General features: G+C 70.7%; 15 protein-coding genes and 1 pseudogene. 9 read left to right on the top strand and 7 right to left on the bottom strand.

Annotated features, from left to right (window positions below; genetic code table 11):
• Window positions 1-738: 738 nt before the first annotated feature.
• Window positions 739-1,137 carry a contact-dependent growth inhibition system immunity protein gene (locus AC156L_RS21775; protein WP_330878096.1) on the bottom strand — a complete coding sequence of 133 codons (399 nt, stop codon included), beginning with the start codon at window positions 1,135-1,137 and terminating at the stop codon, window positions 739-741.
• A 225-nt stretch (window positions 1,138-1,362) separates the two neighbouring features.
• Here AC156L_RS21775 and AC156L_RS21770 point away from each other — a divergent pair, with 225 nt between their 5' ends.
• The 3 genes from AC156L_RS21770 to AC156L_RS21760 are packed head-to-tail and all read left to right on the top strand — an operon-like array spanning window position 1,363 to window position 5,112.
• Complete coding sequence (locus AC156L_RS21770) at window positions 1,363-2,199, top strand: vWA domain-containing protein (protein WP_330878097.1); 837 nt, start codon at window positions 1,363-1,365, stop codon at window positions 2,197-2,199.
• Window positions 2,200-2,204: 5 nt separating this feature from the next.
• A complete protein-coding gene (locus AC156L_RS21765) occupies window positions 2,205-3,002 on the top strand; it encodes a hypothetical protein (protein ID WP_330878098.1) in 798 nt (265 codons plus the stop codon).
• Between the two features lie 4 nt (window positions 3,003-3,006).
• On the top strand, window positions 3,007-5,112 hold the full coding sequence (locus tag AC156L_RS21760) for a protein kinase domain-containing protein (RefSeq protein WP_330878099.1): 2,106 nt from the start codon (window positions 3,007-3,009) through the stop codon (window positions 5,110-5,112).
• A gap of 392 nt (window positions 5,113-5,504) precedes the next feature.
• Here AC156L_RS21760 and AC156L_RS21755 read toward each other — a convergent pair whose 3' ends face one another.
• Window positions 5,505-5,885 carry a VOC family protein gene (locus AC156L_RS21755; protein ID WP_330878100.1) on the bottom strand — a complete coding sequence of 127 codons (381 nt, stop codon included), beginning with the start codon at window positions 5,883-5,885 and terminating at the stop codon, window positions 5,505-5,507.
• 75 nt (window positions 5,886-5,960) lie between these two features.
• Between AC156L_RS21755 and AC156L_RS21750 the strand changes: the two genes are divergently transcribed.
• Window positions 5,961-6,362, top strand: coding sequence for a VOC family protein (locus AC156L_RS21750; RefSeq protein ID WP_330878101.1), 402 nt, complete (start codon window positions 5,961-5,963; stop codon window positions 6,360-6,362).
• An 18-nt stretch (window positions 6,363-6,380) separates the two neighbouring features.
• On the opposite strand, the gene AC156L_RS21745 is transcribed toward AC156L_RS21750, so the two are convergent.
• Window positions 6,381-7,322 (bottom strand): ABC transporter permease, encoded by a 942-nt coding sequence (locus tag AC156L_RS21745; protein WP_330878102.1) that lies wholly within the window; start codon window positions 7,320-7,322, stop codon window positions 6,381-6,383.
• Window positions 7,319-10,189, bottom strand: coding sequence for an alpha/beta fold hydrolase (locus AC156L_RS21740; protein WP_330878103.1), 2,871 nt, complete (start codon window positions 10,187-10,189; stop codon window positions 7,319-7,321). Before AC156L_RS21740 ends, AC156L_RS21745 begins: the two co-directional genes overlap by 4 nt.
• Window positions 10,190-10,521: 332 nt before the next feature.
• On the opposite strand from AC156L_RS21740, the gene AC156L_RS21735 reads away from it, so the two are divergent.
• A complete protein-coding gene (locus tag AC156L_RS21735; RefSeq protein ID WP_330878104.1) occupies window positions 10,522-11,523 on the top strand; it encodes a TerC family protein in 1,002 nt (333 codons plus the stop codon).
• Between the two features lie 57 nt (window positions 11,524-11,580).
• Here the strand turns inward: AC156L_RS21735 and AC156L_RS21730 are convergent, their stop codons facing one another.
• A complete protein-coding gene (locus tag AC156L_RS21730; RefSeq protein ID WP_330878105.1) occupies window positions 11,581-12,792 on the bottom strand; it encodes a metal-dependent hydrolase family protein in 1,212 nt (403 codons plus the stop codon).
• Window positions 12,793-12,866: 74 nt separating this feature from the next.
• On the opposite strand from AC156L_RS21730, the gene AC156L_RS21725 reads away from it, so the two are divergent.
• Together AC156L_RS21725 and AC156L_RS21720 are read left to right on the top strand one after the other, a co-directional pair.
• Window positions 12,867-14,789 (top strand): S9 family peptidase, encoded by a 1,923-nt coding sequence (locus AC156L_RS21725; RefSeq protein ID WP_330878106.1) that lies wholly within the window; start codon window positions 12,867-12,869, stop codon window positions 14,787-14,789.
• Window positions 14,790-14,892: 103 nt separating this feature from the next.
• Window positions 14,893-15,459, top strand: coding sequence for a GNAT family N-acetyltransferase (locus tag AC156L_RS21720; RefSeq protein ID WP_330878107.1), 567 nt, complete (start codon window positions 14,893-14,895; stop codon window positions 15,457-15,459).
• A 234-nt stretch (window positions 15,460-15,693) separates the two neighbouring features.
• Here AC156L_RS21720 and AC156L_RS21715 read toward each other — a convergent pair whose 3' ends face one another.
• Window positions 15,694-16,350 (bottom strand): RES family NAD+ phosphorylase, encoded by a 657-nt coding sequence (locus AC156L_RS21715; RefSeq protein WP_330878108.1) that lies wholly within the window; start codon window positions 16,348-16,350, stop codon window positions 15,694-15,696.
• Between the two features lie 28 nt (window positions 16,351-16,378).
• A complete protein-coding gene (locus tag AC156L_RS21710) occupies window positions 16,379-16,963 on the bottom strand; it encodes a DNA-binding protein (RefSeq protein ID WP_330878109.1) in 585 nt (194 codons plus the stop codon).
• A 207-nt stretch (window positions 16,964-17,170) separates the two neighbouring features.
• Here AC156L_RS21710 and AC156L_RS21705 point away from each other — a divergent pair, with 207 nt between their 5' ends.
• Window positions 17,171-18,370: a glycosyltransferase 87 family protein gene (locus AC156L_RS21705; RefSeq protein WP_330878110.1), complete on the top strand. Its 1,200-nt coding sequence runs from the start codon at window positions 17,171-17,173 to the stop codon at window positions 18,368-18,370.
• A 57-nt stretch (window positions 18,371-18,427) separates the two neighbouring features.
• Window positions 18,428-18,668: pseudogene (locus AC156L_RS21700) on the top strand (polyprenol phosphomannose-dependent alpha 1,6 mannosyltransferase MptB); the annotation flags it as partial.

Here is an 18,668-nt window from a genome sequence, read left to right as displayed (position 1 = left end):
CTCGCCAGACCTGCGGTTGGACGGTCCGGCCGGATCTGCGGGCGGACCGGACCCGCTGGGCCTGAGCCGAGGGCGGACCTGCGGTCACACCGGCCCGCTGGACCCGCGGCCAGGCCGAACCTGCGGCCGGACTGGACTTGCGGTCAGGCTGTCCCTGAGGCCGGCCTGGACTTGCGGTCAGGCTGTCCCTGCGGCCGTTCGGCCGGACCGGACCTTCGGCCGGACCGGACCCGCTGGACCTACGGCCAGGCCGGACCCGCTGGACACGCGGCCATACGGTCCGGTGGACCTGCGGCCGGACCGGACCCGCCGGGCCTGAGCCCAGGCCGGACCCGCCGGGCCTGAGCCCAGGCCGGACCTGCGGTCACGCCGGACCTGCGGTCACGCCGGGTCGGACCCGCAGTCAGGCTGGACGTGCGGTCGGGCTGGGTTCTGCTTCGCCGGACCTGCCGGACCTGCCTGTGCGCTGGACCCGTCGGACCGCCTCTAACGTGCCGGACCCCCGCTCTGCCAAGCAGCCCGACCACACAGGGCACCCCCAACTTCCCGGCTTACGCCGGGATGAAGGCGCAGCGCCCCACGATTCGCTTCCTCGGCTCGTGGGGTGCTGCCCGCCTCCAACGGGCTGAACCTGCCCGACCGCCACCGGACCCACCAGGCTCGCGGACCTGCCGGACCTGCCGGACCTGCCGGACCCGTCGGACCTACCGGTCTGAGCGGACCTACTGACTCAGGCACTCAACACATCCCGGAAGTCGCCCTCCGAAACGCCTCAACACCATCCTTCACAGCTCCACCACCGTCGAGCCCGGCCAGGATCCGCTCCACGGCCTCGCGCTGCCCCGGATTGGCCGACCAGTACGCCCCAGGCAGACGCAGCACCGCCACCAGCACATCACCGGGGTAGTAGTCGCCCTCCAGCAGCGGATTCCCCTCCAGCAGCGCAAGCGCCCGAGGCACCAGCACGGCCAAACCCTCCTGCTGCCCCAGCAACACGCGCAGGTCCCCTGGCTGGAGCGTGTCGAGAGGCTTGCGCCTCAACCGGTACACCGTCTCCACCAACCCCGTGGCATCGGCCGGAACCGCGCCCCACGACACGCCCTCGATCTCCTCCAGCGACAAACCGTTCTTGCCCATGACACCCCCGCAGCAGGTCCGACAACGGAAAACCGAAGCCACCGTAGGTCACCGTGAGTGCCCACATCGGACTCAGGGGTGCGTGACCACGTGCTCCGAGACCTGGCACGACGTGCGAGAACCCGTCATCCAGCCCGATCGCGGACGAAGCGGCCACAACTGCTGAGCGCACACGGACTACGGTGGGTTCCGTCATGGCCGCGGTCGACTCCGGAGGTACCTCGAGTGGCGTATTCAGCCGAGATCAGCAGGGTCAACCCGACCTGCTTCGTGTTCCTCGTGGACCAGTCCGCGTCCATGAACGACCCCATCGGCGGTGACAGCCCCCAGCGCAAGGCGGACGTGGTCGCGGACGCGATCAACCGGCTGCTGACCGAGCTGTCCGTCAAGTGCGCCAAGGAAGAGGGCGTGCGCGACTACTTCCACGTCGCCGTCATCGGCTACGGCAGCACGGTCGGCTCGGCGTACGCGGGTGCGCTCGCGGGGCGGGACCTGGTGCCGTTGAGCGAGGTGGCCGACAACCCCGCGCGGGTCGAGGAGCGGGTCAAGAAGGTGCCGGACGGCGCGGGCGGGCTGGTCGAGACGACGACCCGGTTCCCCGTCTGGATGGACCCGGTGGCGAACGCGGGCACGCCGATGGGGCGGGCGCTCCAGTACGCGGAGTCGATCGTGTCGAAGTGGCTGGTGGACCACCCCGGCTGCTTCCCGCCGATCGTGCTGAACCTGACCGACGGCGAGGCGACCGACGGCGACCCGGACGGTCCCGCCTCCGGGATCAGGGCGCACGCCAGCGCGGACGGCGCAGCGCTGCTGTTCAACCTGCACGTGTCGGCCGGTGACGCGGAGCCGGTGACGTTCCCCGACACCGACACGAACCTGCCGGACGCGTACTCGAAGACGCTGTTCGGCATGTCCAGCGTGCTGCCGACGGACATGCGGTCCTACGCCGCCACGCAGGGCTTCTCGGTCAGCGACGCGACGCGCGGGTTCGTCTACAACGCCGACATCGCGTCGATCGTGCAGTTCCTCGACATCGGTACTCGCGCCACCGACCTGCGCTGACGCCGATGTGGGCCTACGTTTCGACGCTGTCCGTCCCCAAGGACGGGGCCACGGCGGAGGAGTGCGAGGACGCGGCCGTCGTGGTGCCCGTGATCGCGTCGGACGAGCCGACGGACGGGCCCGTGTCGGTCGCGGTGGCGGACGGCGCGTCGGAGAGCCTGCTGGCGCGCCCGTGGGCGCGGGTGCTGGTGGACTCGACGGTGGAGGCGGTGCGGGCGAAGCCCGAGGTGCTGCACAGCGAGGCCGGGTTCGCCCGCGTGGTGCTGGGCGCCGTCGACGACTGGGACGTCTGGCTCGCGGCCTACGTCGCCGAACGCGAGGAGACCGCCCGGCCCATCAAGTGGTACGAGCAGCCGGGCCTGGAGCGGGGCGCGTACGCGACGCTGCTCGCGTTCCACCTGACCGACGTCGGGCTGTGGCACGCCGCCGCGCTCGGTGACAGCTGCCTGTTCCAAGTGCGCGCGGACAGCATGCTGCGGGCGTTCCCGGTCGACACCGCCATCGCGCTCGGCACGTCGCCCGCGCTGCTGAACAGCCGCAACCGCGACGACGAGCTGATCGCGTCGCGGACGGGCCTCGCGGGCGGCGACTACCAGGAGGGCGACCAGTTCTTCCTCGGCACGGACGCGCTCGCGCACTGGTTCCTGACCGAGGTGGAGCAGGAGGACTGCCCGTGGGAGGTCCTGCGGGACCTGAGCGCGGCGGGCAGCGCCGAGGAGTTCGCCGAGTGGGTTGCCGCCGAGCGCGCGGGTGGCCGGATGAAGAACGACGACGTGACGCTCGTGCACGTCGACCTGGGGTAGGCCCGTGGCGACCGCGAGGTTCCCGTCCGGTGCGGCGTACGTGGAGGCGTTGCAGAACACGGCGCTGTGCTTCGACGACCCCGAGCTGAAGGGCGCCCGCGTCGAGCTGGACAAGCTGCACCGCCCGAGGGCCATCTCGGGCAACTTCGCCAGCGTGTTCTCGGTGACGGCCGCGAACGGGCGCCGCTACGCGATCAAGTGCTTCACCAGGGAGGTCTCCGACCAGGAGGTTCGCTACCGCGCGGTCAGCGACCACCTGGCCCGGCTCGACCACCGCTGGAAGGTGGGGTTCACCTACCTGCCGCACGGGATCATGGTGGAGGGCCGCCGCTACCCGATCCTCAAGATGGACTGGGTGGAGGCCACGAGCCTCACCCGGTGGCTCGACGAGCACGTCGACGACTCGCCCGCCGTCGCCAGGGTGGCGCAGCGGTTCGCCGAGCTGGTGGCGGAGCTGGAGCACGCGGGCATCGCGCACGGCGACCTCCAGCACGGCAACCTGCTCGTCGTCGGGGACGGCTCGCTGCGGCTGGTCGACTACGACGGGATGTACGTCCCCGCGCTGGCGGGGGCCGGTGCCACCGAGGTGGGGCACCGGAACTACCAGTCGCCGTCGCGGTCGCAGGCGGACTTCGACCCGACGATGGACCGGTTCTCCGCGTGGGTGATCTACCTGTCGCTGGTGGCGCTCGCGGCGGAACCCGCGCTGTGGCACCAGCTCCGCGAGGAGGGCGGCGAGTACCTGCTGCTCGCCGAGGACGACTTCACCGAACCCACGACGTCCAGCAGGTTCTCCATCCTGCTCAACCACGTCTCCCCGGACGTGCGGCTGCTGGTGGAGCAGGTGCAGGCGCTCGTGGCGATCCCGCCGACGCTGCTGCCGGAGCTGAAGCCCATCACGGTCGAGACGCCCAGGACCCGGCACTCGTTCAACCAGCCCACCATCGCGGGTCTGCCCGCGTGGATGGCCGACCACGTCGCGGACGTGGAACCGGTGGTGGAGCGGCGCTTCGCCGGCCGCGGGCCCGGTCTGGTCGGCGCGACCGTGCTGCTGGCGGCCGTTCTGGTCGGGGTGGTGGTGCTGGGCGCGCTCGCGCTGGTCGGTCCGGCCGTCGCGGGCGGGCTCGCGGTGTTCGGCGGTGTGCTGTGGTGCGCGGACCTGGCCGTGCTGTACCTGCGCCGGGCGGAGGCCAAGGCCGCGCGGGAGGCGCGGACCCACCGCGACAGGACCCGGCAGGACCAGGTCTCGGCCAACCAGGCGCTGGCGGGCGCCACCAAGCGCGCGGAGCAGCTCGACGACGCGGCGAAGCGGATCACCGAGGACGGCCGCAAGCGCAGGCAGACCATCCAGGCCACGCACGGCAGCGAACTGGCGGTCGTCAACCAGGAGCACTCGCGGTACCTGGCGATGCTCGCGACGGAGCGCACCGGCACCGCGAACCAGCTCCGCCAGGAACTGGCCCAGGCGCTGCTGGCGGCGCAGGCCGAGCACGTCCGGTCCAAGCTGGAGAGGATCCTGATCGCGGAGAGCGGGATCGACGGCATCGGGGGGAAGCTCGTCGGCAACCTGCGCGAGGCGGGCATCGTGACGGCGGCCGACTTCTCCGGCGTCGGGTTCATGGTCAACGGGCAGTTCCAGAACAAGATCGCGCAGTTCCACCTGACGTCCGGCTACTCCGTGCGGGTGCCGGGGATCGGTGAGGTGAAGGCGAACCGGTTGGAGGAGTGGCGTCGGGAGCAGGAGCGCCACGCCCGGCGGTCGCAGCCGATCACGTTGCCCGAGGGGCAGATGAAGGTGATCGAGGCTCGGTTCCGGGCTCAGCTGTTGCAGTTGGGGACGGCTGAGCAGCAGGCGCAGGCGACCATCCAGGCCAAGAAGACGTTGCTGAACCAGCGGCTCAGTCATGACCTGGCGGCGTTGGACCTGGAGCAGCGGGCTCTGGTGGCGCAGGCTTCCCAGGAGCGGAGCAGGCACGCTCCGGTGTTGATCAAGGCTCAGTCGGATGCCGAGCGGGCTGGGCGGCGGTACGAGGCCGCTGTGCGGGATGCGCAGGGGTTTCGGCGGATCACGTATCCGCGGTTCCTGGTCTTTGCTGTCGGGGGGCGGTGAGGGGCGGTCCCAGGGGCTGACCCCGCCGCGCGAGTGTGTCCATGCCCGCCACCCCTTGTCAAGGCGGGAAAGATGCCTTGACAAGGGGTGGCGGGCATGACGAGCGCTGGAAGTCGGGGTCCGGTTGGGGGGTGGGGTTTGGAAGGGCTGTGGGCTCGGGTGCCGTTGTGGTTCCGGTGAGGCCGGGGGCCCGGTTTGTCCCGGTTCCGTTGGGGCCGGGTTGGGGCCGGGCCCGGTTGGTGCCGGTGCCGTTGTGGTTCTGGTGAGGCCGGGGGCCCCGTAGGTGCCCGTCCCGGTGAGGGCGAGGGCTCCGTTTGCGCCGGTGCCATTGGGGCTGGGTGGGCCGGGGCGCGGCTTGTGCGGTGGTGTTGGTCCCGGTGTTGGTCCGGAGGTCAGGTCCTCGGGGCCGGCTGGATGATGCCGAAGATGTTGCCCTCGGTGTCCTTGTAGTACGCGAGTTTGCCCACGCCCGGCACCGTGTCCTTCGGCAGCGCCACTGTGCCGCCCGCGCGTTCTGCCGCTGCCGTGTAGGCGTCGATGTCGTCCACCGCGATCGTCAGCGGTGAGGCGTTGACCGGGGCGTCCGGGGCCGGGTCCGGGCCTCGGCGGACTGTGAGGCCGCCGTTGATCCCGTCGCCCTCGTCGCCGGTGGTGATGGTCCAGTAGTCCATGTCGCCGTACTTCTGGAACTTCCACCCGAACGTCGATTCGTAGAACGCCTGGGCGCGCGCTGGGTCCGAGGCGTGGATCTCGAAGTGCACTGGGCGAGGCATGGGTCGGACGGTACGCCCGAAAATGGCGGCTATCCAGGACTGTGGGTGTCACCAATTCGGCTTAACGTCGGAGCCATGGCATTCGACATCCAGGTGGCGTTCGACGCGCACGACCCCGCCAAGCTCGCCGAGTTCTGGGCGCTGGCCACGGGCTACGTTCCCCAGCCGCCTCCTCCTGGCTTCACGACCTGGGAGGACTTCGGGCGGAAGATCAACCTGCCCGAGGAGCGGTGGAACGACCAGACGGCCTTGATCGACCCGGAGGGGAAGGGCCCCCGGATCTACATCCAGCGGGTTCCCGAGGGCAAGACGGCGAAGAACCGGGTGCACCTCGACGTCAACCCCGGACCGGACAAGGCGGCTCACGTGGCGAAGCTCGTCGACGCCGGGGCCAGGGTCGTCGCGGAGGTGGACGAGCCGACCGGCCGGTGCACGGTTCTCCAGGATCCCGAGGGGAACGAGTTCTGCGTGCACTAGGCCGGTCGGCTCGGTGTACTAGCTGGTGACGTCCTTCGTGGTGAACCGGCGGGCGGCCAGCAGCGTGAACAGCCCGCCGTACACCAGCGCCGAGAACGCGCCCTTGGTCATCTCGGTCCAGTCGATGTCCGTCGACAGCAGGTCCGCCCACGACAGCGCGTAGTGCGTCGGCAGGTACTGCCGCAGGTCGCCGAGCGCGGTGATCTGGTCGAGGATCTGCGACAGGATCGACGCCAGCACCGCGCCGCCGACGGCGCCGAGCGGCGCGTCGGTGGCGACGGACAGGAACAGCGCCAGGCCCGCGACCCAGAACAGGTGCAGCGCGATGTAGCCGACCGCCAGCACCAGGGCGGTGACGCCGTCGCCGAACGACGCGGCCTCACCGGTGGGGCTGACCAGTTCGCCCGAGCCGTACCAGACGACGCCGACGGCGAGCGCGACGGCGGGCAGCAGGATCAGGGCGAACAGCGACAGCAGGCCCGACGAGATGGCCTTGCGGCGCAGCAGCCGGTGTCGCGGGATCGGCGCGGCCAGCAGGTACTTCAGGCTGGACCACGACGCCTCGCTGGCGATCGTGTCGCCGAAGAACAGCGCCACGACCATCGGCAGCAGGAAGCTGCTCGTCACGAACAGCGTCAGCAGCACGAAGTTCACGCCGCTGGCCGTGGCGAGGTCGACGAACCCGCCGGAGCGGCGGTTCGGCGACGCCTCGCCCAGCTCGAACGAGACCACGAGGATCACCGGCAGCAGCACCAGGAACGCCAGCACGAGCTGGGTCCGGCGCCGCCGCAGCTGGCGGATCAGCTCCACCCGCAGCGGCAGCGTCTTGCGGGCCCGGTAGCCGACGGTCGAGCCGTCCGGCGCGACCGCGTTCACCTCGCTCGCGACGGCCGTGGTCAGGTCGTCGATCGCGGCGGAGTCGGTGTGCACGCCGCTCGCGCCGAGTTCTTGCTCGCTCACGCCGAACTCCCCTCTCCGACGAGTTCCAGGAACGCGTCCTCCAGCCTGCGGCGCGGGCCCACCTGGTCGACCATGATCCCGGCCTTGACCAGTTCGCCCAGCGCGACCGCGCGGGGCGTGCCGTTGAGGCCCGCGTGCACGAGGTCACCGTCGACGTGCACGTCGTGCACGCCGTCGAGACCCCGCAGCACGGTCGCGGCCTGCACCGGCTCGTCGACCTTGAACGTGGCCTCGCCACCGCCCTGCGCGATGTCCTCGACCAGTCCGGCGGCCACGAGCTGGCCCTTGTGCATCACCACGACGTGCGAGCAGGTCTGCTCGACCTCGGCCAGCAGGTGGCTGGAGACCAGCACCGTCCGGCCCGCCGCCGCGTAGCGGCGCAGCACGTCGCGCATCTGGTGGATCTGGGGCGGGTCGAGACCGTTGGTCGGCTCGTCCAGCACGAGCAGGTCCGGCAGGCCGAGCATCGCCTGGGCGATGGCCAGCCGCTGCCGCATGCCCTGGCTGTACGTGCGGACCTTGCGGTTCACGGCGTTGCCGAGGCCCGCGATCTCCAGGGCCTCCTCGAAGTGCGCCTGCTCGACCGGTCGGCCGGTGGCCGCCCAGTACAGGTGCAGGTTCGCGGTGCCGGACAGGTGCGGCAGGAAGCCCGCGCCCTCGACGAACGACCCGATGCGCGACAGCACGGGCGCGCCGGGGGTCACCTTGTGGCCGAACACCCTGATGCCGCCCTCGGTCGGGTGGATCAGGCCCATCAGCATCCGCAGCGTGGTGGTCTTGCCCGCGCCGTTCGGCCCGAGCAGGCCCAGCACCTGGCCGTGCTCGACCCGGAAGGACAGGTCCTTCACGGCGGTGAGCTTGCCGGGGTAGGACTTGGTCAGGTTCTCGATGACCAGCGGCACGGTGAGCAGGTCGGGGTCGACGTCCGCGGCGAGCCTGCGCCGGAACGCGGCCACGACGCCGACCGCGACGAACGCCAGCAGCACGATGCCGATGCCCCACAGGGCGGTGGTCGACGTCGCCGCCACCACGTTGGCCCCCGGCACCACCGGAAGCTGGATGTTGTTGTCCGCCAACGAGATCCGGTACGCGGCGGGCGTCTCGCTGTTCGCGTACGACTGGTCCGTGGTCGCCACGACCAGCTGCACGCGGTGGTTGCTCTCGACCGGCCGCACGAAGCCCGCGAGCGACACCGACACCTCGACGGGGCTGCCGTCGGCGGGCAGCGACGCGATCCGGACCGGTGCCACGGCCGCGCCGGGCAGCGTCCGGTTGCCGTTCGCGTCGGCGTCGTAGAACTTCACGAACAGGACGGCGCCCTCGGGGGGCACCGGCTGGCCGGGCACTCCCGCGACCTTCAGCTTCACCGTGGGGGAGCCCGCGACCAGCACCTGCGAGGTGAGCTGCTCGGAGCTGAACACGGCCGCCTGGCCCGGCAGGTCGATCGACAGCCTGCTCGACAGCGAGTTCGAGCCGCTGAGCACCGCGCCGAAGCCCGGCAGGCTGCTCACCGCGGCCGGGTTGCCGCCCGCGGGGTTGACCACGACCTGCTCGCGGCCCTCCAGGGGCAGCGCGGTCCGCTGGGTCTCGCCGCCACCGGTGAGACCGGGGTAGCCGTCGGTGGTCACCGTCCGCAGCGACGAGGTGCCGTTGGTGCGGAACGCGCCCTGCACCGCGTACTCGAAGCCGGTGCCGGGGTCGGTGCCCTTGCCCTGGAGGTGGAACGCCATCCAGTCGGCGATCTGGCCGCGCAGCGACGCGCCGGGGCTGCCGCCGTCGTGGCCGCCCGCGTACCAGACGACCTTGACCTTGCCGCCCGCCGCGCTGATCTGGCGCGCGTTCGCGTCGGCCTGGTCGAGGCCGAACAGGGTGTCCTGCTCGCCCTGCACGATCAGGGTCGGCTGCGTGATGTTCCCCGTGACGGACACGGGGGAGACGTCGCGCAGCAGCTTCAGCGTGGTGGGGCTCGCCTTGCCCGTGGTGGCGACCTCCGTGTAGGCGGCGCACACCTCGGGGGTGAAGCGGCCGCACGCGTCCGGGGCCTGCGGGGTGGCCGAGCCGGGCTGGCGGCCCTGCGCGGCCACGGAGCCCGCCGCCGAGGCGGCGTTGCCGACAGGGTCGTCGTCCTCCTGGCCGGGCTCGGGAGCCTCGCGACCGGGGTTGGTGCCGTCGGCGCCGGACAGGCCCGCGGAGAAGAAGATGCCCGCCCACGACCGCTTGAACACGCCGTCGTCACCGAAGGAACCGGCGGCGGGTGTCGTCCCGGAGGGCGTCTGCGCGGCGCCGGAGTTCGGCAGCAGGGCCTGCGACAGGTCGTTGTAGGTGATGACCGGCGCGAGCGTGTCCACGCGCTCGTCGACACCGGCGAGCATCAGCGACAGCGAGCCGCCGTAGGAGCCGCCGGTCACGCCGACCTTGGGGTCGCCGGGGCCGTCGGTCTGCACCTCCTCGCGGGTGGCCAGCCAGTCGAGCAGCTTCTGGGCGTCCTTGACCTCGTAGTCGAGGGAGTTGAGCGCGATCTTGCCTTGGCTGCGGCCGAAGCCGCGCGCGGAGTAGGCCAGTACGACGAACCCGCGCTGGGCCAGTTCGGTGGCCTGGGCGGACACGCTGGCCTTGCTGCCGCCGAAACCGTGCGGGAGCAGGACGGCGGGCGCGGGCGTCTGGGCGGGCAGGTACAGCGTGGTGTCGATCTGGATCGTCTGGGAGCTACCCGGACTTTCCGGAACGTCGATCACCGCGTCACGGGTGCTCACCGGCGGAGGGGCGTCTTCCGATCGCGTCCAGAACACGGTGCCGCCGATGAGGACGAGCACCAGGATCGCGATGGGGAGAGACCACCTGCCGCGGAGGCGGGAGAGGTGGGACACGTTGTTGACCTTATTGGAGGTTTGCTGAGAACGGGCTGAAGGTGTGGGGCGGGTGTCTCAGCATCCCCCGTCATTTCGGCTGGTGGAAGAAGCAGGTCGTCGTTCGGGTGAAATCGGGCGCAACGGGTGCGTCTGGTCACCCCGGGTGGCGCGGGGTGCCCCTGGTGGGACACACTTCAGGACGAGCGTGGAGGGGAGTACTCCCAACGCAGCGGTGTCGTCAGCACGGTGCTCGACCTGAAGAGCACCCGGTGCCGTTGGCCGGGCAGCACGAACGCCTGGTGGAGGAGACCTCCGGGCATTGGCGTGCGCCTGTCCGGAGGTTTGGAATAATGGTAGTTCCCGCGTGGCTGTGGATCGCCACGATCGCCGGTCTCCTCGTCCTCCTGGCGGTTGACCTCGTGATCGTCGACCGCAAACCGCACGAGGTCACCATCGGCGAAGCGGGTCGCTGGGTGGCGTTCTACGTCGCCGTGGCCATCGCCTTCGGAGCCGGGCTCTGGATCTTCGCGGGAAGTCAGCCCGCCACGGAGTTCTTCGCCGGGTACATCACCGAGTACTCGCTGAGCGTCGACAACCTCTTCATCTTCCTGATCATCATGACCACGTTCAAGGTGCCGTCGATCCACCAGCACCGGGTCCTGCTGATCGGCATCCTGATGGCCCTGGTGATGCGCGGCATCTTCATCGCGGTCGGCGCGGCGGTCATCGCGCAGTTCAGCTGGGTCTTCTACATCTTCGGCGCGTTCCTCATCTACACCGCCTACAACCTGGCGAGGACGAACCACGACGAGGAGGAGGAGGACTTCAAGGAGAACACCGCGCTGCGCCTGGTGCGGAAGGTCTTCCCGGTCACCGACGAGTACCACGAGTCCAAGTCGTTCATCCGCATCGACGGCAAGCGCTTCGTGACCCCGATGTTCATCGTGATCGTCGCGATCGGCACCACCGACCTGCTGTTCGCCCTCGACTCGATCCCGGCGATCTTCGGCCTCACCAAGGAGCCGTTCCTCGTCTTCGCCGCCAACGCCTTCGCCCTGATGGGCCTGCGGCAGCTGTACTTCCTGCTCGGCGGCCTGCTCAGCAAGCTCGTGTACCTGTCGGTCGGCCTGTCGGTCATCCTCGGGTTCATCGGCGTGAAGCTGATCCTGGAAGCCCTGCACACCAACACGTTCTCGTTCATCAACGACGGCGAGGGCCTGCCGGTGCCGACGATCGGCATCGAACTCTCGCTCGGCGTGATCGTCGGAGTGCTGGCCATCACCACGATCGCCAGCCTCATCAAGGTGAAGCGCCACCCCGAGGCCGCGAAGCACGTGGGCTCCTCGCTCTGACGCCCCGAGGAGCCGTGGGTGTTCAGGGGATCCCCGGAACACCCACGGTTCCCCGCTTCACACGACCCGCGCGCCGTCCATCCACACGCCGCTGACGGCCCGGCGGAACTCCGCGCCGCTGCGGGCGGCCAGCTCCTCCGCGTCACCGCGCACCAGCACCACGTCCGCCCTCTTGCCGGGTTCCAGCGTGCCCAGCTCACCGTCCACACCGAGCAGTCGCGCGGCGGACCGGGTCGCGGCGTGCAGCGCCTGCGCCGGGGTGAGTCCACACGCGACCATCAGCGGCAGCTCCTCCAGGTTGTCGCCGTGCGGGCCGACGCCGGAGTCCGAGCCCATCGCGATCTTCACGCCCGCCTCGACGGCCATCCGCATCGACTCGTCGTGCCGCGCGGCCACGCTGATCGCCTTGTCGCGGATCTGGTCGGACACCGCCATCCCGTCGGCGATCTGCTTGAGCACCGCCCGCGGCGCGGTCAGCGTCGGCACCAGCCACGTGCCGTGCTCCAGCATCAGCTCGACCGCCTCCTGGTCGAGGAACACGCCGTGCTCGACCGAGCGGACGCCGTTGCGCGCGGCGACCTTGATGCCGTCGGTGGCCTGGGCGTGCGACATGACGAAGATGCCCGCCGCGGCCGCCTCGGCGACGACCATCGCGACCTCCTCGTCGCGGAACTGGCCGAGCCGCGGGTTCGAGCGCGGGGACAGCACACCGCCGCTGGTCGCGATCTTGATGACGTCGGCGCCCGCGCGCACGAGTTCGCGGACGATCCGCCGCAGCTCCTCCGGGCCGTCGCCGACGCCGTGCGGCGCGCCGGGGTGCGTCACCGAGCCGTGGACGCCGCACGGCATCCAGTCGTCACCGTGCCCGCCGGTCTGCGAGACCATGCTGATGGCGATCTGCATCCTCGGTCCGGCGACCAGGCCGGTGCGCACGGCGGTCGCCACACCCAGGTCGGAGCCCAGCGCGTCGCGCACGGACGTGATGCCGCACTCCAGCGTCGCGCGCATGTTGCCGATGGCCTGGTAGAACGGCAGCGAGAACGGGGTGTTCAGCGCCTTGACCGTGTCGATGTCGCTGAACATGAAGTGCGTGTGGCAGTCGAAGAGACCGGGCAGGACGGTGTGGCCGGTCGCGTCCACGACCTCGTCGCCGTCCAGTCCCGTGCCGACCTCCACGACCCGGTCGCCCTCGACCACCACGTCACCGGGCTGCGCGGACGCGCCGGAGCCGTCGAACACCTTGCCACCTGCGAACACGATCCGAGTCATGGCACCGCAATCCTGTGTGATCGTCAATAAATCTCGTGAGCCTTGCTAAGAATAGTGGGGTAACGTGCTCCATCGTGCGCCCCGATGACCTGAAACTGCTGTCCGTGCCCGGCCCGCTCGCGCTGCACGGCGACCTGCTCCTGGTCACCGTGACGAGCCCTGACCTGGCCGCGAACGCCTACCGGGGCGGCCTGCACCGCGTCCCGCTCGACGGCGGCGACCCCGTGCGCTGGACGTGGGGGGACCGCGACTTCGCCCCCCGCGTGTCGCCGGACGGCCGCTGGGTGGCGTTCCTCCGCAGCTCCGGCACCGGCAAGGCCGCCGCGCCCCAGGTGCACGTGCTGCCCACCGAGGGCGGCGAACCGCGCCGCGTCACCGACCTGCCGCTGGGCGCGGGCGTGCCCGTGTGGGCCCCGGACTCGCGGCGGATCGCGTTCACCGCGCGCATCCCCGAAGCCGGCCGCTACGGCACGTCCGCCGTCGAGGGCGAGGACGCCCCGACCCCGGACGCCGAGGCGCCGCGCCGCATCACCCGGCTCGACTACCGCGTCGACGACGTCGGCTTCCTCGGCGACCGCGAGCTGAGGCTGCACGTCCTGGACGCCCTCGACCCCGAGGCGGAGCCGGTCGAGCTGACCGACGGCGCGTTCGCCGTCGCCGAGCCCGCGTGGACCCCGGACGGCACCCGCCTCGTGTTCGTCGCCGACCGCGACTTCGGCACGCCGGAGTCGCTGCACAGCGACCTGTTCTCCGTGGCGGCCGACGGCGGCGAGCCCGAACTGCTGGTCCGCACCGAGGGCAGCGCCGCGCTCCCCGCCTACGGCCCGGACGGCACCCTCTACTTCTACGGCGGCGAGTTCACCGGCATCCACTCCGTCGCGCGCAACGCGGGCCTCTGGGCGGTCACCGGGTCGGGCCCTCGCAGGCTCACCGACGTCGAGACCGTCGACTGCGAGCGCGCGGCGGGCGCCCCCGTCCCCACCGAGTCCGGTGTCGTCGTCGCCGTCCGCAACCGCGGTGCCGTCGAACTGCGCCGCGTGCCGCTGGACGCGTCCGGTGCCGTGCTCGCCGACCTGGAGGTGCTCGCCGGACAGGGCGGCGAGGTCAAGGCGTTCAGCGTCCACGGCGACTCCATCGCCGCCGTCGTGTCCACTTCGGACAACCCCGGTGAGGTCGAGCTCGTCGGCACCGGCGTGCTCACCGACTTCGCCGCCCCGGTGCGCGCGACCGGCGTGCGCCGCTCGGTCGAGCTGACCGGCACCGCCTCCGACGGCCACCCGGCGCACGGCTTCCTCGTCCTCCCCGACGGCGAAGGACCGCACCCGGTCCTGCTCGCCGTCCACGGCGGCCCGTTCATGTACCACGGCCAGGGCTTCTTCGACGAGGCGCAGGTCTACGCGAGCGCGGGCTACGCGGTCGTCCTGCCGAACCCGCGCGGCTCCGCGGGCTACGGCCAGGAGCACGGGCAGGCCGTCGTCGGCGCGTTCGGCACGGTCGACGTGGACGACGTCCTCGCCGTCCTCGACGCCGCGCTGGAACGCCCCGAACTAGACGCCGACCGGGTGGGCGTCATGGGTGGCTCCTACGGCGGCTTCATGACCAGTTGGCTGGCCGCGCACCACGGCGAGCGCTTCCGCGCCGCGTGGAGCGAGCGCGCGGTCAACGCGTGGGACTCCTTCGGCGGCTCGTCGGACATCGGCTGGTTCTTCGCCGACGCCTACTGCGGCGCCGACCCGGCGACGCAGCACGCGATGAGCCCGCTGACCTACGCCGAGAAGATCACCATGCCGTTCGCGGTGGTCCACTCGGAGCACGACTGGCGCTGTCCGCTGGAGCAGGCGCAGCGCATGTTCGTGGCCCTGCGCCGCAACGGCGTCGACGCGGAAATGCTGATCTTCCCCGGTGAGGGCCACGAGCTGACCCGCTCCGGCAAGCCGAGGCACCGCCGTCAGCGCTTCGACGCGGTGCTGGAGTGGTGGTCCAGGCACCTGGGGTGAGCGGTCCACCCGGACGTGCGACTTTCGGGGGTTTCCGTCCTGAGCGGTGGGCGGGATATCTCAATGTCTAGCGGTGGCGGCGTTCGTGCGGCACGCTGCCTCCATGCAGTGGACCGTCCGGACGGCGCGCCCGGAGGACGCCACGGAGATCGCCAGGATCAACGTGGCCGCCTGGCAGCACGCGTACCGGGGCATCGTCGCCGATCCCGTCCTGGACCGGATGCTGCCCGAGAGCAGGTTGCCGGGGTGGACGCGCGTGCTGGCGCTGCCCGAGCCCTCGGCGGTGTTCGTGTCCGTGTCCGACGACGGGGCGATCGGGGCCTACTGCGCCGTGGACGCCGTGCGGGAGGTGGGCGACGCCCACCCCGACCTGCACACCGGGGAGATGACCGCCATCTACGCGGATCCGCGGTTCAAGGGGACCGGGGCCGGGCACGAGGTGCACGAGGCCGCCGTTCGGCACCTGATCGAGCACCGGTTCCGGTACGCGGTGCTGTGGGTGTTCCAGGAGAACGCGCCCAGTCGGGAGTTCTACGAGGCCCACGGGTGGCGGCACGACGGTGTGGTGCACCGGTACGAACTCGGGGACCAGGAACTGCCTGAGGTGAGGTACGCGCGGTTCCTGTCGGCGCCCCGGCGGCGCTCTGCCGCTGCTGTTCGGCGTAGTTGAGCGTGTGGGGTTGGCGGGAACGGGTAACTGCTAGTTCCACCGGATAGGGCAACTGCGAGTCCCGGCTGGGGCGGCCGATGTGACTAGGGGACCCCTCGATTTGACCCTTTGATCGGGCTCAAGGGCAGGTGGTGTCAACCTGCCCGATCTACTGGTGCAAGGGTCAAATCCCCCGAGTAAAATCGGCCTTGCTCTAGGGAAAGCCCTGTGTCGCCTTTGTTGGTTTGAGTGGTTTTACCCAAGTAGCGTGTAGTTGAGTTCTTCGCACACCCTGGCCAGTGGTAGGTCCAGGCCTGGGTGGTCCAGTGGTAGTAGTACGTCCGGTGATGCTGGTAGGCAGGTTGCTCCTGGTGGGTCCCACAGGCAGACCGCTGGGTCGCCGGAGTCCATCGATGATCTGTACCAGAGGCCGTCCAGTTCCGGGTGTGCTGCTCTGATCGCTCTCGCCCAGGCCTGTGTCAGGTGTTTTGGGCCGCTGCTCAATTCTTGTGAGGCGCCTACCCTGGTTGGCCACAGGCCGGTGAGGTCCAGCAGTCGCAGTGTTCTTCTTGGTCTCAGCGATACCAGAAAAGGGCTTCTGGTTCTTCTGTCCACCACCGATGTCGCTTGGAAGACTTCTGCGATGCTCGTTCTCACGGTGAGGCCGAAGTACAGGACTCCGTGTTCTTGCGCTACCGCCGGTGCTCCGTCCGGGGTTGGTGGTTGTGTGTCGAAGCGCGCGTGGGGCAGGGGGCCCGTGTAGCGGAACGTGTTCCACCGTTGGGGGTGTTGTCCCTTTGCGGTGAAGACGCGCACCAAGCGGGTTGCCCGGTGCACCGCCACCACGTCTTCCGTTCGGCGCAGTATTGCCTGAAGCACGGCGGGAGCGGGCGGCTGGGGGAGCCGTGACATGCGGATCCAGGTGGCTAGGGGACGTGGGTCAGACGGGGGTGCCGAGCATTCCCGCCAGGTCTGCCACGCGACGTGGGTCGCCGCCTGCCAGCAGCCATTCGCGCGGAGTGGTCGGGGTGCCGTCCACCAGCAGGTCCTCCTGCGCGGTGGTCATGAAGGCGGCCACGACCAGGGCGGGCTGGTCCTGGGCCACGGTGGCCAGCACCGTCTCCAGGCCGGGGAGCACGCCGGTGCCCGCGAACTGCCACGCGGGGAGGCGCCAGCTGCCCTTGTCCTTCCACCCGACGAGCCTGCCCACGCCCAAGCGGTGGCGGATGCGGCTGGTGTCGACCTGCAACTGGTGGGCCGCCTCGGCGACGGTGAGCGCGGAGTCGCGCAGCACGGCGAGCGCGACGACCGTGCGCGCTCTGGGTTGTGCGTCCGCCGCGGTGAGCGGACCGAGGTCGAGACCCACCTCCGTCAGCACCTCCCGCTGGTCCGGCGTGAAGTAGCTCGCAGGCTCCGGGTGAGGAGGAGCGAGCCGCTTGGCGGCCTCTTCGACCAGGGTGAGGAATTCGGTGGGCGTGACCTGTAGGCCGGCCTTGGCCAGCACCGTCTCCAGCGCAGGACTCATGCGCACAGAGTATCCTGTGCGTGCGCCTTTGTGCGCCCAATCGGGAAGATTGGCCGTCAACTTCCACTGTCCGCGCACAAGTCACCACACTACGTAAACGTGCGAGGTCCGGCACTAGTCGAAGGTCGTGAGTTGGCCCTCATCGCGTGCTGACTACCATCGGGCCCGCGCCGTTCGGGGCGCTCGACGTGCGGGGGTGGTTGTTCGATGGTCGCGGATGCCGGGTACGCGGTCCGGTCGGACAAACCGACGCTCGCGGTCGCCGCCGCGTGGCTGGTGGTGATGGTCGGGACGCTCGTCCACGTGATGACGCGCCCGTTCGACTGGTCGCTCGACCTGCGCGTCTACCGCAACGGCGGGGGAGCGTGGCTCGAAGGCCTGCCGATCTACATCGACCACTTCGGGTCGTCGATGGGCGGCCCCGACCTGCCGTTCACCTACCCGCCCATCGCGGTGGTCCTGTTCAGCCCGCTGGCGGCCGTGCCGCTGCCCGCGGCCATCTTCACCATCGCGCTGCTGAACCTCGTCGCGCTCACCTCGATCTGCCTGATCGCCGCGGTCCGCGTGTGCGGGCGTGGTCCGCTGGCCGTCCGCTACGGTCTCGGCGCCGCCGCCGTCAGCTCGGTCTTCGACCCGGTGCGCGAGACGCTGGCGTTCGGCCAGATCAACCTGCTGCTGGCCGTCCTCGTGCTGCTGGACTGCCTGCTCGCGCGCACCCGCCTCCCGCGCGGCACGCTCATCGGCCTGGCCGCCGCCATCAAGCTGACGCCCGCGGTGTTCGTGCTGTTCTTCATCGCCGCCAAGCAGTGGCGGCCCGCGATCACGGCGTTCGTGTCGTTCCTGCTGTTCGGCGCCATCGGCTTCGCGATCATGCCCACCGACGCCCGCCAGTTCTGGTTCCACGCGCTGCTCGACCCCGGCCGCGTCGGCAGGCTGACCTACACGGCCAACCAGTCGCTGCGCGGGCTCGTGGCCCGGCTGGGCCTCGACGGCACGCCGCAGGTCGCGGTCTGGGTGCTGCTGAGCCTGGTGGTCGTCGTCCTCGCCGTGGTCGCCGCCGCGAAGGCGCGCGCCGCGAACGACGACGTGGCCGCGTTCCTGGTCGTCGCGGTCGCCGGTCTGCTCGTGTCGCCGGTGTCGTGGGGGCACCACTGGATCTGGATCGCCCCGGCGCTCACGCTGTTCGCGCTGCCCGCCCTGCGCCGCGCCAAGGGGTTCTGGTGGTTCGCCGTGCCCGGCGTCCTCATCTTCCTGATCGGCACGCACTGGCTGTTCCCCAACGACAACGACGTCGAGCGGAACTGGGCGTGGTGGCAGCAGGTGATCGGCAACGCCTACGTCTGGTTCGGCCTCGCGGTCGTCGTGGCGCTGGCCGTGGCCCGACGGCCGAAGCCCGCGGTCGTCTGACGCGGTTTTCCCGTTCACGCGGAGGTGCGAGCCGTCCGTGTGTGATGATGACCGGCGATGGCGTCGACCCCGTCCCTCCCCCGTACCAGCGCGGTGCCCCTCGCACCGGGTGCTGCTGTCAGCACGCCTCCCGAGCCGACCGGCATCCCCGTCCGGACGATCCTGCTCGGGGTGCTGGGCGTCTCGCTGATCGCGCTGGGTGGTGCGGGTGCGGGTGCGGTGCTGAAGACGGATCCGCTGCTGACGGACACGTCGTTGAGCTGGGTGCGGTACGGGCACGGTCGTGATCTGGCGACGG

Source organism: Umezawaea sp., from assembly GCF_057122925.1.
This window is presented reverse-complemented; position numbering and strand designations above follow the sequence as displayed.

What these genes read in the sequence shown, in the direction of transcription:
- AC156L_RS21775 (WP_330878096.1), bottom strand. Translation starts at nt 1,137, where the DNA reads ATGGGCAAGAACGGTTTGTCGCTGGAGGAGATCGAGGGCGTGTCGTGG.
- AC156L_RS21765 (WP_330878098.1), top strand. Translation starts at nt 2,205, where the DNA reads ATGTGGGCCTACGTTTCGACGCTGTCCGTCCCCAAGGACGGGGCCACG.
- AC156L_RS21755 (WP_330878100.1), bottom strand. Translation starts at nt 5,885, where the DNA reads ATGCCTCGCCCAGTGCACTTCGAGATCCACGCCTCGGACCCAGCGCGC.
- AC156L_RS21750 (WP_330878101.1), top strand. Translation starts at nt 5,961, where the DNA reads ATGGCATTCGACATCCAGGTGGCGTTCGACGCGCACGACCCCGCCAAG.
- AC156L_RS21735 (WP_330878104.1), top strand. Translation starts at nt 10,522, where the DNA reads ATGGTAGTTCCCGCGTGGCTGTGGATCGCCACGATCGCCGGTCTCCTC.
- AC156L_RS21730 (WP_330878105.1), bottom strand. Translation starts at nt 12,792, where the DNA reads ATGACTCGGATCGTGTTCGCAGGTGGCAAGGTGTTCGACGGCTCCGGC.
- AC156L_RS21720 (WP_330878107.1), top strand. Translation starts at nt 14,893, where the DNA reads ATGCAGTGGACCGTCCGGACGGCGCGCCCGGAGGACGCCACGGAGATC.
- AC156L_RS21715 (WP_330878108.1), bottom strand. Translation starts at nt 16,350, where the DNA reads ATGTCACGGCTCCCCCAGCCGCCCGCTCCCGCCGTGCTTCAGGCAATA.
- AC156L_RS21710 (WP_330878109.1), bottom strand. Translation starts at nt 16,963, where the DNA reads ATGAGTCCTGCGCTGGAGACGGTGCTGGCCAAGGCCGGCCTACAGGTC.
- AC156L_RS21705 (WP_330878110.1), top strand. Translation starts at nt 17,171, where the DNA reads ATGGTCGCGGATGCCGGGTACGCGGTCCGGTCGGACAAACCGACGCTC.